Origin of the sequence: Levilactobacillus paucivorans, assembly GCF_001437125.1 — a bacterium.
In the GTDB taxonomy this organism is placed as follows: Bacteria; Bacillota; Bacilli; order Lactobacillales; family Lactobacillaceae; genus Levilactobacillus; species Levilactobacillus paucivorans.
In genome coordinates this window covers 45,054-58,827 of record NZ_JQCA01000020.1, presented here as the reverse complement: position 1 = coordinate 58,827, position 13,774 = coordinate 45,054, and the positions used below count along the sequence as shown (strand labels likewise).

Annotated in this window: 16 protein-coding genes; 4 read left to right on the top strand and 12 right to left on the bottom strand. The window is 48.9% G+C overall.

The features are described from left to right. Window positions 1-10 precede the first annotated feature (10 nt). The 4 genes from frr to rpsB form a co-directional block, all read right to left on the bottom strand. Complete coding sequence (gene frr, locus IV54_RS01195; protein WP_057877573.1) at window positions 11-568, bottom strand: ribosome recycling factor; 558 nt, start codon at window positions 566-568, stop codon at window positions 11-13. Window positions 569-570: 2 nt separating this feature from the next. Beyond that, window positions 571-1,293 (bottom strand): UMP kinase, encoded by a 723-nt coding sequence (gene pyrH / locus IV54_RS01190; protein ID WP_057877572.1) that lies wholly within the window; start codon window positions 1,291-1,293, stop codon window positions 571-573. Window positions 1,294-1,440: 147 nt separating this feature from the next. After that, the gene (gene tsf, locus IV54_RS01185) at window positions 1,441-2,325 is read right to left on the bottom strand and encodes a translation elongation factor Ts (protein WP_057877571.1); all 885 of its coding nucleotides are present in this window, start codon (window positions 2,323-2,325) and stop codon (window positions 1,441-1,443) included. A 153-nt stretch (window positions 2,326-2,478) separates the two neighbouring features. After that, window positions 2,479-3,279 (bottom strand): 30S ribosomal protein S2, encoded by an 801-nt coding sequence (gene rpsB, locus IV54_RS01180; protein WP_057877570.1) that lies wholly within the window; start codon window positions 3,277-3,279, stop codon window positions 2,479-2,481. 235 nt (window positions 3,280-3,514) lie between these two features. On the opposite strand from rpsB, the gene IV54_RS01175 reads away from it, so the two are divergent. Beyond that, complete coding sequence (locus IV54_RS01175) at window positions 3,515-4,234, top strand: HAD family hydrolase (protein WP_057877569.1); 720 nt, start codon at window positions 3,515-3,517, stop codon at window positions 4,232-4,234. Between the two features lie 50 nt (window positions 4,235-4,284). Here the strand turns inward: IV54_RS01175 and IV54_RS01170 are convergent, their stop codons facing one another. From IV54_RS01170 to IV54_RS01160, 3 genes are all read right to left on the bottom strand, one after another. After that, window positions 4,285-5,280 (bottom strand): D-2-hydroxyacid dehydrogenase, encoded by a 996-nt coding sequence (locus IV54_RS01170; RefSeq protein WP_057877568.1) that lies wholly within the window; start codon window positions 5,278-5,280, stop codon window positions 4,285-4,287. A gap of 136 nt (window positions 5,281-5,416) precedes the next feature. Next, window positions 5,417-5,689: a GIY-YIG nuclease family protein gene (locus IV54_RS01165; protein ID WP_057877567.1), complete on the bottom strand. Its 273-nt coding sequence runs from the start codon at window positions 5,687-5,689 to the stop codon at window positions 5,417-5,419. Continuing rightward, a complete protein-coding gene (locus IV54_RS01160) occupies window positions 5,676-6,431 on the bottom strand; it encodes a tRNA1(Val) (adenine(37)-N6)-methyltransferase (protein ID WP_057877566.1) in 756 nt (251 codons plus the stop codon). The genes IV54_RS01165 and IV54_RS01160 overlap by 14 nt, the downstream gene beginning before the upstream one ends. A gap of 102 nt (window positions 6,432-6,533) precedes the next feature. Here IV54_RS01160 and IV54_RS01155 point away from each other — a divergent pair, with 102 nt between their 5' ends. After that, on the top strand, window positions 6,534-7,172 hold the full coding sequence (locus IV54_RS01155; RefSeq protein WP_057877565.1) for a lysophospholipid acyltransferase family protein: 639 nt from the start codon (window positions 6,534-6,536) through the stop codon (window positions 7,170-7,172). Between the two features lie 185 nt (window positions 7,173-7,357). On the opposite strand, the gene IV54_RS01150 is transcribed toward IV54_RS01155, so the two are convergent. The 4 genes from IV54_RS01150 to IV54_RS01135 all read right to left on the bottom strand — a co-directional run bounded on the left by IV54_RS01150 (window position 7,358) and on the right by IV54_RS01135 (window position 11,625). After that, window positions 7,358-9,148, bottom strand: coding sequence for an ABC transporter ATP-binding protein (locus tag IV54_RS01150; protein ID WP_057877564.1), 1,791 nt, complete (start codon window positions 9,146-9,148; stop codon window positions 7,358-7,360). Then, window positions 9,138-10,898, bottom strand: coding sequence for an ABC transporter ATP-binding protein (locus tag IV54_RS01145; protein WP_057877563.1), 1,761 nt, complete (start codon window positions 10,896-10,898; stop codon window positions 9,138-9,140). The genes IV54_RS01150 and IV54_RS01145 overlap by 11 nt, the downstream gene beginning before the upstream one ends. A gap of 151 nt (window positions 10,899-11,049) precedes the next feature. Then, window positions 11,050-11,277, bottom strand: a complete 228-nt coding sequence (locus IV54_RS01140; RefSeq protein ID WP_057877562.1) for a YneF family protein — start codon at window positions 11,275-11,277, stop codon at window positions 11,050-11,052. Between the two features lie 99 nt (window positions 11,278-11,376). Then, window positions 11,377-11,625 carry a DUF896 domain-containing protein gene (locus IV54_RS01135; protein WP_057877561.1) on the bottom strand — a complete coding sequence of 83 codons (249 nt, stop codon included), beginning with the start codon at window positions 11,623-11,625 and terminating at the stop codon, window positions 11,377-11,379. Window positions 11,626-11,821: 196 nt separating this feature from the next. On the opposite strand from IV54_RS01135, the gene lexA reads away from it, so the two are divergent. Continuing rightward, window positions 11,822-12,451, top strand: coding sequence for a transcriptional repressor LexA (lexA, locus tag IV54_RS01130; protein WP_057877560.1), 630 nt, complete (start codon window positions 11,822-11,824; stop codon window positions 12,449-12,451). A gap of 74 nt (window positions 12,452-12,525) precedes the next feature. On the opposite strand, the gene IV54_RS01125 is transcribed toward lexA, so the two are convergent. Further along, window positions 12,526-12,966, bottom strand: coding sequence for a nucleoside 2-deoxyribosyltransferase (locus tag IV54_RS01125; RefSeq protein ID WP_057877559.1), 441 nt, complete (start codon window positions 12,964-12,966; stop codon window positions 12,526-12,528). A 219-nt stretch (window positions 12,967-13,185) separates the two neighbouring features. On the opposite strand from IV54_RS01125, the gene IV54_RS01120 reads away from it, so the two are divergent. After that, a complete protein-coding gene (locus tag IV54_RS01120) occupies window positions 13,186-13,770 on the top strand; it encodes a hypothetical protein (RefSeq protein ID WP_057877558.1) in 585 nt (194 codons plus the stop codon). Window positions 13,771-13,774 lie beyond the last annotated feature (4 nt).

Below are 13,774 nucleotides of genomic sequence, written 5' to 3'. Positions count from 1 at the left end.
AAGGGTTAGTCTAGTCTGTTAAGATTTCCTTTTCCTTGTCCGCTGAGATGGCGTCAATGCCCTTGATGGCCTTATCCGTCACCTTTTGAACTTGGTCTTCCATGTTGTGCAGGTCGTCGTCGGTGTAGTCCCCGTTCTTGTGGCCCTTCTTGACGTCATCCATGGCGTCACGACGAACGTTACGAACGGCAACCTTACCTTGTTCGGCGGTAGCCTTCACTTGCTTAGCTAATTCCTTACGCCGTTCCTCAGTCAGTTGTGGAATCACTAACCGCAGAGCGCTCCCATCATTAGCTGGCGTGATCCCAACGTCGGATTCCAAGATCCCCTTCTCAACATCTTCGAGAGCGGACTTGTCGTACGGCGTTACCATCAAGATCCGTGGTTCTGGAATAGTGATGGATGCCACTTGGTTCAGTGGCGTATCCACCCCATAGTATTGCACCATCACACGGTTTAAAATGCTGGCGTTGGCCCGACCGGCCCGAATTGTTCCCAATTCACGCTTGAGTGCTTCCTCTGCCTTTTTCATACGATCCTGTGCATCTGTAATGATCTGATCTGCCATGTCTATTTACCCCTTACTGTAGTTCCGATGTTCTCTCCCTCAACCACCTTGCGAATGTTGCCACTCTCATTGAGATTGAAGACGACAAACGGAATATCATTATCCATCGAAAGCGAACTAGCCGTCGTATCCATCACGTGGAGACCCTTGTTAATAATGTCCAATTGCGTCAACTGGTCAAATTTAACTGCATCCGGGTCCTTCTTCGGGTCGGCGGAGTAAATCCCGTCAACACCGTTCTTAGCCATGAGGATGGCGTCGGCATTAATTTCCGCTGCCCGCAGTGCGGCCGTCGTATCGGTTGAGAAGTATGGTGAACCCGTACCCCCAGCAAAGATAACGACGCGTTCCTTTTCGAGATGACGAATTGCCTTACGCCAAATGTAGGGTTCCGCAATCTGCCGCATCTCAATAGAAGTTTGAACTCGGGTTGGCACCCCAATTGATTCCAAATTATCCTGGAGCGCTAAAGCGTTCATGATGGTTGCTAACATGCCGATGTAATCGGCTTGGGCCCGTTCCATCCCCATTTGTTCTCCGGAGACGCCACGCCACATGTTACCGCCACCTACCACAATAGCGATCTGAATGCCCAACTCATAGACACTCTTAACCTCTTCTGCTACGGTTTTAATTACCGGCGGATTAATACCAAAGCCCTTGTCACCGGCTAAAGCCTCACCACTGAGCTTCAGCATAATCCGTTTATACTTTACGTCCGCCATTGTGTTTCCTCCTATTGTATTCTGACAATAATTCTATCATATTCCCGCCACTAGTGATAGTCACGGGTCAGCGATTTAACCGTTTTGCCGCATTAACTTAATAAAAAAGCGTAGTCCCCGAACGGAAACTACGCTTTTCGGTCAAAATTAACCGTTGATTTGGTCTTGGACTTCTTGCGCTAAGTCAGACTTAGGCTTTTCGATTCCTTCACCAACTTCGTAACGGACGAAGCTTACCAACTTACCACCCTTGCTGGCAACGAATTGGCCAACAGTTTGGTCGCCATCCTTAACGAATGGTTGGTCAGCTAAACTGATTTCTGACAAGAACTTGTGGAGACGGCCTTCGACCATCTTTTCAACGATCTTTTCAGGCTTGCCTTCGTTCAAGGCTTCTTGCTTCAAGACTTCACGTTCGTGAGCCAAACGGTCAGCAGGAATGTCATCCTTGGAAACGAATTCTGGGTTGATGGCGGCAACGTGCATCGCCACATCCTTGGCAGTAGCTTCATCGGCACCGTCTAAAACAACGACAGCGGCGATTTGGCCACCTTGGTGTAAGTAAGCACCGAATACTTGGCCGTCAGTCTTGTTAACAACGGCAAAACGACGTAACTTAACGTTTTCACTCGTGACTTGAGTCGTCTTGATGATGGCTTCGTTTAACGTTTCGCCATCGTCAGCCTTCAAGGCTAAGGCAGCATCCATGTCAGCTGGTTGCTTGGCAGCAATCGTGTTGGCAACCTTGTCAACCAAGGCATTGAACGTGTCGTTAGTTGCAACGAAGTCCGTTTCAGAGTTAACTTCGATGATGGCAGCGGTGTTACCGCTAACCATAACGCGAGCTAAACCGTTAGCCGCAACGTTGCCACTCTTCTTCTTAGCCTTAGCGATACCCTTTTCACGAAGAAAATCGATCGCCTTGTCCATGTCACCTTCAGAAGCAACAAGGGCCTTCTTAGCATCCATCATCCCAACTTGGGTTTTGTCACGTAATTCTTTAACTTGTGCTGCAGTGATTTTGCTTGCCATGTTTAATGGCCTCCTTTATCAATGTTAAGCATATAGTCGCAAAAAAGACTGACTCAATCTCAGGCCATGAACGGTCCTAAACATTAAGCCAGCCTAAGGTGCTTTTAAATCTAGTATTTGGAAAGTAGCGGTTGCCCGTTACCTTGCATTAAATTACTTGTTGTCGCCTTCAACGGCGTTAACGATGTCTTCCATCGAGTTGTCAGAAGGCTTTGCGCTCTTCTTGTCAGCTGATTTCTTACCTTCGAAAGTCTTTTCGTCAACTTGGTCTTCACCTTGACGACCTTCAACAATGGCATCAGCCATCTTAGAAGTAATCAGACGAACGGCACGGATAGCGTCATCGTTAGATGGGATAACCACGTCAATTTCATCTGGGTCAGTGTTCGTATCAACCATGGCAACGATCGGAATGTTCAACTTTTGTGCTTCGTGAACAGCGATTTGTTCCTTGCGAGGGTCAACGATGAACATAACGTCAGGGAGCTTAGGCATATCTTCGATACCGCCTAAGAAACGTTCCAACTTGTCTTGTGACTTCTTAAGTAAGGAAACTTCCTTCTTAGGAAGAACGTCAAAAGTACCGTCAGTAGCCATCTTCTTCAAATCTTTAAGACGCTTGATCCGAGTTTGGATGGTTTCCCAGTTGGTCAAAGTCCCACCTAACCAACGGTGGTTAACGTAGTATTGACCGGCACGGGTAGCTTCTTCTTCGATAGAATCTTGAGCTTGCTTCTTAGTCCCAACAAACAGAACAACGGCGCCCTTAGCAGCTTCGTCCTTCATGTAGTTGTAAGCAACGTCAATTAACTTCACCGTCTTTTGTAAGTCGATGATGTAGATACCGTTACGTTCCGTAAAGATGTATTGCTTCATCTTAGGGTTCCAACGACGGGTTTGGTGACCAAAGTGGACACCGGCTTCGAGCAGTTGTTTCATTGAAATAACAGCCATGATAAAATGCCTCCAAATAGTTTTTGATTTCCTCCCCCACGATCTCACAGCCGAAGAACTCTTGCGAGCACCCCTTCAGCCATCACGCGAGGTGTGAATTGGTGCATAAGCACCGACAATCATTATACAAAACAACTGGGATGAACACAAGCTAAATCGACAGCATTTTTGAGAAAATTGGCATTTATTCCTGGGTATGGTACACTGCTTAGGCACTACTGAGGAGGAAACGAACATGATTAAAGCGGTCGTCTTCGATGTCGATGACACGCTCTATGATCAAAAGGCTCCCTTTGAGGCCGCCCTCGCGCCAATCCTAGGATTGCCGTCAGAGGTTGATCTGAATACCACGTTTCAAGCGTACCGCCAGCAGAGTCACCAGGCGTATGCTCACGTCATTAACGGGCACTGGTCCGAACAAGAGATGGCCGTCAAGCGGTTAAACACCGCCTTACTGGCTCAACACCTGCCCGCCGTCGATGCCCAAAGCGCGTTGAATTTTGAAGAAGCTTACACCGCTGGGTTGGCTGATATTAAACTCTTCCCCGGCCTATCAACGGCCCTCGATAGCCTCAGCCAACAATACCAGCTGGGTATTCTGACCAATGGTAACACTCAATTTCAATTGGCAAAAGTGATGCAACTTCAAATGCATCGGTGGATCGACAGAGAGGCCATTGTGACCTCGGAAGAAGTCGGTCTGGCCAAACCTGATCCCCAAATTTTCACCCTAATGAATCGTCGGCTAAATCTGCGAGCTAGTGAAGTCGCCTACGTTGGTGACTGCTACAGCATGGATGTCAGAGCGTCCAAACAAGCCGGCTGGCAGTCCTTCTGGTTTAACCACCGTGATTTAGAGGAGCCTGATGGCCAATGGGTCCCCGACCAAACGGTTACCGACCCTCTCGAGCTACAGGACTTACTCCTGGCACTCACCACAATTCCAGAGGCTTAGGCCGTAAAAAAGCGTCGCCAGCAGGCAACGCTTTTTGTTTGTCCTCAGTTTTAGAATTGAACTTCATTCTTGGCATGACCGGTCGCAATCAAGTCTCGGTTGTTATTCAAGGCATATTGCACCATGTTCTTCACGGCCGTCCGTGTATAGAACGCAATGTGGGGGCTAACTAACACGTTGTCCCGTTCCATCAAGTTCTTCAGGCGTTCGTCTGGAATCGAGGCAAAGCTCCCGAAGTCGGTGTTAAAGATTCCCACTTCGTCCTCATAGACGTCCAGTGCCGCACCAGCGACCTGACCACTGTCTAAGGCTCTGATCAGGGCATCCGTGTCAATCAGAGCCCCCCGTGCTGGATTTAAAATCCACACACCGGGCTTCATCTTGGCAAAGGCCGCGTCATTCAACATCTTCTCATTGTCCTTGGTGGCAGGGGCATGCAAGGAGATCACATCTGCCTGCGCGTAGAGGTCATCGAGCGTGTCGACATAGATCCCCTGCTTCTCCAGTTCGGGATTGTGGTAAACATCATAGGCAATCACCTTGGCGCCAAATCCCTGGTAGATTTTCATGGCAGCGCGGCCAATCCGGCCGGTCGCGACAATCCCCACCGTCATCGTGTTGAGTTCATCGGCAATGTCGGGCGCCCAACGTAGGTCACCTAAGGCCTGTTCCCGATCAAAGGTTGGGGTCCGCCGCAGCAATTGCATGAGCCGCGTCACCGTAAATTCGGCGATGGCCGCTGGTGAATAAGCCGGCACGTTAGTCACCTTAAACCCATGGCGTTTCACCGCATCCGCATCCACGTTATCGACCCCAACGTTACGTAACGAGAGGTTTGTCACGCCATTGGCGGCTAATCGATCTAAAATTGCCCCAGAGTATGGCTTCTGTTGGTAAACCACCGCCCCATCATAACCCTTGGCTAGATCGGCTGTCTGTTCATCCAATAGTTCTCGAACGACACGGACCTCAATTCCTTGGTCCTGCGCCCATTCTTCTAAGTAAGGCCGTTCATCTTCTCGAATGCCATAAGCAATAATTTTCACGGTCAGTTCCTCCTTCACAAATCTTAAAATAGTCTGTTGATGTGTTTAGAGTGTACCATAGAGTAAGTCATTTATCGACCAAATTGCTTAGTTGAGTTAACCACTTGCCTGGGCCTTGACAATTAGGGTCCGAACGCTAATCAATCATAACCCCTTGGTCGGCCAAAAAGGCTAATTTCTTTTGCCGCGATTGGTGTTTGAAGGCCCATTCAGCATGGAGGGCATCGTGTTTATTATCGAAGGCTTGACTGAATAACACCTTAATCGGTCGGTGTAACCGGGTGTATTTCGCCCCCTTACCAGCTCGATGCGTGGCAAAACGCTCTCCCACGTCCGTGGTAAATCCACCGTAGAGCGACTGATCATCGCATAACAACACGTAAAAATAGTAGATTTTATGACTGGCCATAGAGCAACGCCTGCACTTCCGCCGTATATTTTCCGGCTTGATCGTACACCATCAACGGGGCTAAGAAACGAAGACCCCCGGGCTTGCCATCCTTAATGGCCTCGACCAAGACCATGTTGGCTTCTTTACCTGGCTTGGGGTGAACCAAGCGAATCCGTTTGGGAGCCAAACGATTGGCGGCCATCAGATCTAACAATTGCAGCAATCGATCCGGCCGATGAACAAAGTAGGCCTTGCCACCCATCTTCAAAAGGCCACTGGTGGTGGCGACAACCGTTGCTAAATTCGTGGTAATCTCGTGCCGAGCAATTGCCAAGTATTCATTCGGGTTCTTCTGACTATCTGGCAGATCGGCGAAATATGGTGGATTACACGTCACCACATCCACCGAATCCTTGGGAATCCAGTCCGTGACGTTGGCCAGATCCCCTTCGTAGACCGTCATGCGATCATCGAGGTGATTGAGCGTCACACTCCGCCGGGCCATGTCAGCCAGTCGCGGTTGAATCTCAACCTCGGCAATTTTTCCACGGGTTTTGGAACTCATAAAGAGACCAACCGCCCCGTTGCCGGCACACAGATCCACCGTTTGGCTACTGGCCTTGGCTAAAGGTTTGGCAAAATCCGCCAATAACACGGCATCTAAGGAGAAGGCAAAGACCTCGGGACTCTGGATGATCTGAATATTTTGGCTATAAAGTTGGTCGATCCGTTCCCCCGATTTTAAATTAGTTGCTGTCATTTCCTGTTCGTCACCCTTTGTTTTTTATTAAGATCGCTTGCAACCCCGTGACTTTTTTTGCATACTAGATTCATTAGTAACATTGAGAGAGGAGTGCGACCCATGTTCTATTCGTTCCTACGCGTGGTTATCCGCATAATTTTATTTATTGTTAATGGTAAGGCGACCTATTTGAATCGCGACCGCCTACCCGAAGGCCCCTACATTCTGGTTGGCCCGCATCGAACTTGGTTCGACCCCGTTTACTTCGCCTTAGCAGCGAGTCCGCGGAAGTTTAGCTTTATGGCTAAGGAAGAACTCTTCCAGAATTCCATTTTCCGATGGTTACTCCACCATGTCAATGGTTTTCCAGTGAATCGGGACAATCCCGGGCCTTCTGCTATCAAGACGCCGGTCCGCATGCTCCGGCGCGGTGACCTGTCGCTGATCATGTTCCCTTCTGGATCGCGTCATTCCTCCGAATTAAAAGGTGGGGCTGCTTTGATTGCCAAGATGGCCAAGGTGCCATTGGTCCCCGCTGTCTATCAAGGGCCACTGACCTTCAAACGACTCTTTTCACGTAAACGCGTCACCGTAGCCTTCGGTGAACCGATCACCATCGACCGTCACCTCAAACTTGACGAGGACGGCCAGGCAACGATTGAACAACAAATGCAAGCGGCCTTCGACGCGCTGGACCAACAGATCGATCCAGATTTCCACTACGTTGATGTTACCGCGGAACATGCCGAAAAGAAATAGCCTAAGCGTGCGACAACAGGCGGTTATCTGGTGAGCATTGAGGCTGATGACCGAAGAATCCTTGGCTTGGATTGTTTGGTTATCAGGTTTAAGTTGAACCAGCTGCCTGTTGTCGCACGTTTCGATCATATAACTTTGAGAATGCAAAAAGTCTGGGAAAATCCCAGACTTTTTTGATCCGCCGCTTAATCTTTAGCGGTATTTTGAAGTTGAATCATATCGTAGTAATAACCGTGCTGTTGCATCAGTTCGTCGTTGGTTCCACGTTCCACAATCTTCCCCTGATGAAGGACCAGGATGAGATCGGCGTTTTGAATCGTTGATAACCGGTGCGCAATCGCAATGGTCGTCCGGTTTTCTTGAATCCGTGACAACCCCGTTTGAATCATATTTTCTGTTTCGGTATCCACGTTGGCCGTGGCTTCATCGAGGATCAGAATTTTCGGATCGGTGACTACCGTTCTGGCAAATGTAATCAATTGCCGTTGCCCGGCAGAATATTCGGTCCCCCGTTCCAAAACCGGTGTCGCATAACCCTGTGGTAACTGTTCGATGAAATCATCGGCTTGAACAAAGTGAGCCGCCCGTTCAACCTGAGCATCCGAAATATCCGGATTAAACATCCGAATATTGGTCTGGATATCCCCGTAAAAGAGTTGCGGTTCCTGGAGCACGAGCCCCATCTTCTGCCGTAACTCCTCGGCCGGATATTCCCGAATGTCACGGTCATCGATTAACACTTGGCCGGACTGGAATTCGTAGAAGCGCATGAGGACGTTAATCGTCGAGGTCTTCCCGGATCCCGTTTGCCCAACCAAGGCCACGGTCTGTCCCGGTTCCGCGACGAATGACACGTCCTTTAACACCGGATGTTCCTGGTCATAAGCAAATGTCACGTGGCGAAATTCAATCTTCCCTTGCGTGATCTTGGCATCGGCCACCGGATGTTGCTGTGGCGCCAGTGTCTGGTCATCCACAACGCGGAGCACCCGCGAGCCAGCCACCATCCCATTTTGGAAGTCACTCAGACTATCCATCATATTACTCATAGGACTGTAAAAGTTGTTGAGGTACGTAATGAAGGCGTAAATGACCCCGGCTGCGACGACCTCATGCAGGCCCCGCATACCGAAAATCCCCAAAACAATAACGGTGCCTAACGCATAAAGTAAATTGATGATGGGACTTAACAGTAAGGAGTTCGTCCGAATCATATCTTTACGCGTATCGTAATACGCCGCATTTGTCTTCTGAAAGTTTTTGGATGTCCGCTTCTCTTGCCGGAACTCCTGAATTACGGTAATCCCAGTAATGGCCTCGGCGAGCTTCGTGTTGAGTTCACTCAGTCGTTCCCGCATTCGCCGGTAGACCCGTGAGCTGAACCGTTGGTAGTACCAGATAGTCAGTAACAAGAACGGCACCAACGCGAGCGTCCACAGTGCTACCTTAACATCGGTTGCATACATCGCCGCAAAGGATGACACCACCGCGAAGAAAGCCAGAACTAACGTATTGAGTAACGCCCAAAAGTTTGAAAACGTCATGGTATCATTCATTAACCGTGACAGGATCGATCCACCTGGCGTCTGGTCGAAGTAACGCATTCCTTTTTGATGCAGTTCACTGAAGAGTTTCCGGCGAACATTTTCAAGCATGTACTCGGCCCCCATGGTACTGGTATAGTTCTGCCAAAATTGCATGATCGCTCGTGTCAACATTCCCAAAAAGTAAATGCCGGCAAAGGTCCACATGATCACAAGCGTGGCGTTATTTGTTCGCAGATACTTATCCATGTAAGTTTGAAGAATCCATGGGAGAAAGACGTTCACCGCACTGATCAACGCCGACAAGACGACGGAACCGATGAAGAACCATTTGTAAGGAGCAGCGAACTTTAACAGTCGCTTGACGACCGTCCACTGTTCCTTGGTAGTCATGCTGTGCGCCCATGCTGATTGTTGGGGCTTATCTGCCATCGCCGTTCCCTCCTCTCACTTGTGTTTCTAATTGCTGTTCAATAAACATGCGGTGATACCACCCATCGTTGGCCATCAATTCGGCATGATTGCCCCGTTCGACCACGTGGCCGTCGTTAAGCACCAGAATTTCATCGGCGTTCATCACTGAACTCAACCGGTGCGCCGAAATCACGGTGGTCTTGTTGGCCCGTTCGGCCTTCAGGTTGGCTAAGATTTCTGTCTCGGTTTCGGCATCCACCGCGGACAAGGCATCATCCAGAATTAACAATTCCGGACTGATGAGTAAGGCCCTGGCAATGGCCAGTCGTTGCCGTTGCCCACCGGACAACGAAATCCCTTCCTCACCAACTTCGGTGTCGTAGCCTGCCGGTAACTGCGCAATTTGCCCGGCTAAATCACTCTTGGCCGCCGCAGCCTCAACCTCAGCTTGCGTTGCGTTGGGATTGGCAAAGCGGATATTTTCAAAAATGTTGGAAGAGAATAGGAAACTTTCTTGAGGCACGTACCCAATGGCTGGCAGATAGCTGTCCAGCGCATAATCCTTGATGTCGTGACCACCGAAACTGATCGTTCCTTCATAATTGTCGAATTCCCGCAGAATTAATTTCATAATCGTGGACTTTCCGGCTCCGACCCGACCGACAATGCCTAAGGTGTGCCCAGCTGGAAGATCGAAATCAACCCGCTGAAGACTGGCACCTGCGTCGTCCGGATAGTCAAAACGGTTCACGTGATAACTCAGCGTCCCGGTTGGGCGCGTCGTGATACCATCCTGACGATCAATGATGTGGGTCTTCTGTTCCAATAATTCCATGACCCGATCGTAACTGGCATTCCCACGTTCCATGGTGTTAAAGAGCATCCCCACGGCAAACATGGGCCAGACCATCATGGCCAGGTAGCTGATAAACGACACCAGATTACCAATGGTAATGGTGTGGTTGACCACGAAGAGGCCCCCCAACACAATCGTCGCAATATAAGAAACCGAGATTACCAAGGTAATCATGGGATCAAACAACGAATCCAACCGGTTCACCCGTCGGTTAATCTTAATGGTTCGATCGACCTGGCTGTTGAAATCCGCCACATCGGCGTCCTCTTGGCCCAGAGCCTTGATGACCTTGATGCCGCTAATACTTTCCTGGGCCTTGTTATTAAGCCGGGAGAAAGCCTCCTGAGAGGCCCCAAAGGCTTTGTGAATCTTATGACCCAAGTACCACGAGATCAGGGCTAAGAATGGGAATGGAATAATGGCCAGTAACGTTAGCCGCCAATCGATCAGCGCCATCATGGCGATCAGAGTGGTTCCCCCGGTGATAATGGCATCCGCAAACTCCAGGATCCCCCCACCGGCCACCCGTTGAATCGCCTCCAAGTCATTGGTGGCATGGGCCATCAAATCCCCGGTACGATAGCGCTGGTAGAACACGCGGTCCATCCGCATAAAATGATCGAACAGCCGATTTCTAAGTAACTGTTCTAGCTTGGCTGCGCCACCCCAAATGGCATTTCGCCAAAGATAACGGGTCGCATACTGAGCCAAGGCGGCCACTGTAATAAGGGTGAGATCAATGACCAAGAGTTTCCCCGTCATGGTTTGTCCGTGGATGCCATCCACCATGTTCCCAATGATCCGTGGAGGAATTATGGCAATAATCGCAGTCAATAAGAGCCCCACGATTCCCGTCAGATACACCCGCCATTCCTGGCGAAAGTACCATGCTAATTTCCGAAATATACTCACGAACGTCCCTCCTAAGATTAGAATATGATTATAATATGATTAAAACATGATTAAATTATAACAGACCTTATAATTCTAGCGGAATAAATTTTTATTGCAATCAAAAAGCTCGCCCCAGTTAGCCTGGAAGCGAGCCATCGATTAACCCAATTTACTTTTTAGAAGATGATTGTTGTTTCATCGCATTCATCATTTGATGTAACTTACGTTGTGATGGTTTTTGACCCATCTGCAACATCATCGCGCGTAATTGGTCTTCGTTAATTGGTGGATTATCTTTCAGATAGTTTTCCATGTACTTACGGGCAGCGTAAAAGCCCCCAACAGCACCGGCGATTCCGACGATAATTACGATTAAAATCCAGATCCAGGTTGCCAAGCTGATTCCCCTCCTTCATGACGTCATTCAATAAACAATTCTACACAACCTTAACGCAAAATAAAAGAGCGAATCGCTGAAAATGACCCGCTCTCCTGATTAATTGTCGCGGAGACCCTTTTTACGTTGGATATCGCGAACCTTTTCAGGTGTAACTTCTTTGCCTTCCTTATCATAAACCTGGAGCATTTCCACTTGACTCTTAAAACTAGCCCGGAATAACTTCAGATAACGTTGACGCAGTTCGGCACGTTCCGCCTTCTCGGCATCGTTGAGGCCGCTAGCCTTCGCCTTGTGGGCGAGTTCGTTGATACGGACCAATAAGGTGTCCATTGTTTCCTCTGCCATGAACAACCCTCCTTATTCAATAAAATCTGTAAAACGTCTTGGCATTGCTGCCCCGTCTTTTTAAAACCAATCCCTATCTTATCAGGCTTAATTTTAGAATTCAACTAATCTACCCGAACATCTGTTTGAAATGCCGGTCTACCTATGCTACACTAACACTAAACTATACTACGAATGACGAACGAGGTGGCATTACATGACGAAAGCATCAGAAAGCAAACAACTTGCCGTTCTACGTTTCATTTGGGAACGGGTAAACGAAAAAGGGTATCCGCCAACCGTCCGTGAAATTGGCGAGGCCGTTGCCCTCTCCTCTACCTCGACGGTACACGGTCACATCGCCCGCCTAGAAAAGAAGGGACTCCTGACAAAGGACCCCACTAAGCCACGGGCTTTGGAAGTCACGCCTGCCGGATTAGAAGAACTTGGTGTTCACGAGAAACAAACACGGATCCCGGTTCTGGGAACCGTGACTGCCGGTGAACCAATCTTGGCCGTTCAAGAAGCCACGGATTACTTCCCGGTTCCACCTGAATTCGAACGCGACGACGATCAGCTCTTCATGTTGACCATCCGCGGGGAAAGTATGATTAACATCGGAATTTTAAACGGTGACCAAGTCATCGTCCGGCGGCAACAATCTGCGGACAACGGTGACATTGTCATTGCGATGACCGAAGAAAACGAAGCGACTTGCAAGCGATTCTTCAAGGAAGCCGACCATTTCCGGTTACAGCCCGAAAATGATACCATGGCCCCAATCATCTTGAACCATGTCAGCATTCTGGGTAAAGTCGTTGGTTTGTTCCGTGACGATGTTCACTAAACCTAACTAACAGTAAAGGCGCGTGCCAATTGGCACGCGCCTTTCTTTCGGGCAATGACACCCTGATTTTCTATTTAGAATACTTTACCGTGATAATGACTTTCAGGTAAGGAATTGAAGTCGTATTCGGCCAAGTCCTTGGCCGTCTTGAGGTAGGCATGCAGGCTCTCAGCCAGCATCAAGTTCAATACCGTGTCCTTTTCATGGAATAGCACCACGGGCTTCTTGCTGTGGAACGCATAGCCAATTTCAAAGGCGGTACCGGAGTCCACTTGGTCATCGACAAAGTCAGAAACGGCCACCACAACATCGGCGTGGTCAATCTGCGACACATCCATTTGGAAGGTCTGTGTGGCCCATTCGGGGGTCCCCACGGTTAAGCCAGGAATTTCGTCCTTCCGGGGGCTAAATACATTATCGACCTGCGGATTTTGCTCTAAAGCTGCTTCTACCCGTTCAATTCGAGCAATCTGTTCGTCATCGAAGAAGGGGCCTGCTAAATAAACGTTGGTCACACTAATCTCCTCTTTTCTCTAGAATATCGTTATTATACCGGAAAACCGATCACTTGGCGACTGAATTTTAATTAGTATTCGGTTATAATTTACTAATAACCACTATTTACGACCAAATGCCGAACATTATTCGAGTTTATCCGGTTTTAGGCTGAGCCTTTCGGCATTGAAATGATTCATGCTATACTGAACCTAATAACTCTTCAAGGAGGCACCATTATGTTCCTCGGATTTGCCATTCTCGGTGGCCTAGTGTCACTAATCGCCATATTTTCATTAATTACCGCGTTTCACCAAAGAAGTTCCAAGGTGGGCGCAAGTGCCTTACTCATCATTGCTTTACTCCTAACCGGCTGGTCCGTTTGGAAGTTGCCCTACTGGTCACACCAGAAAGCCGCGGATAATCCCACGACCGAGTCAACCAAAAAGATCAGCTCGAATTCCGGTCAAGCCTTCGACTCACAGACCAGTCAAACCACGCGAGCCGACAATGAAAAGAGCGTTAATAAGCAACTGGGTAAGTCCCTGCAAAAGATTGGCACGATGAGCTTTGATGCCAAGACCAAGACCTACACGTTGACCGTGACCAATAAGGACCTCCAGTCAACGATTCGGGGACTGACCAAGCATCCTGAACAAGCCAAGCAGGCCAAGTGGCCCCGCTTCGTGAACAGTTTCAGTAAGACCAGTGCCTCGCTGAAGAAGGCTCTGGGAACCGGCTACACCTTCCAGATTGGCCTCAAGAATCAGAAGCCAGTCTTAATCTACAAGGACGGTTACGTCACCCACAATAAATTTGAATAGATCA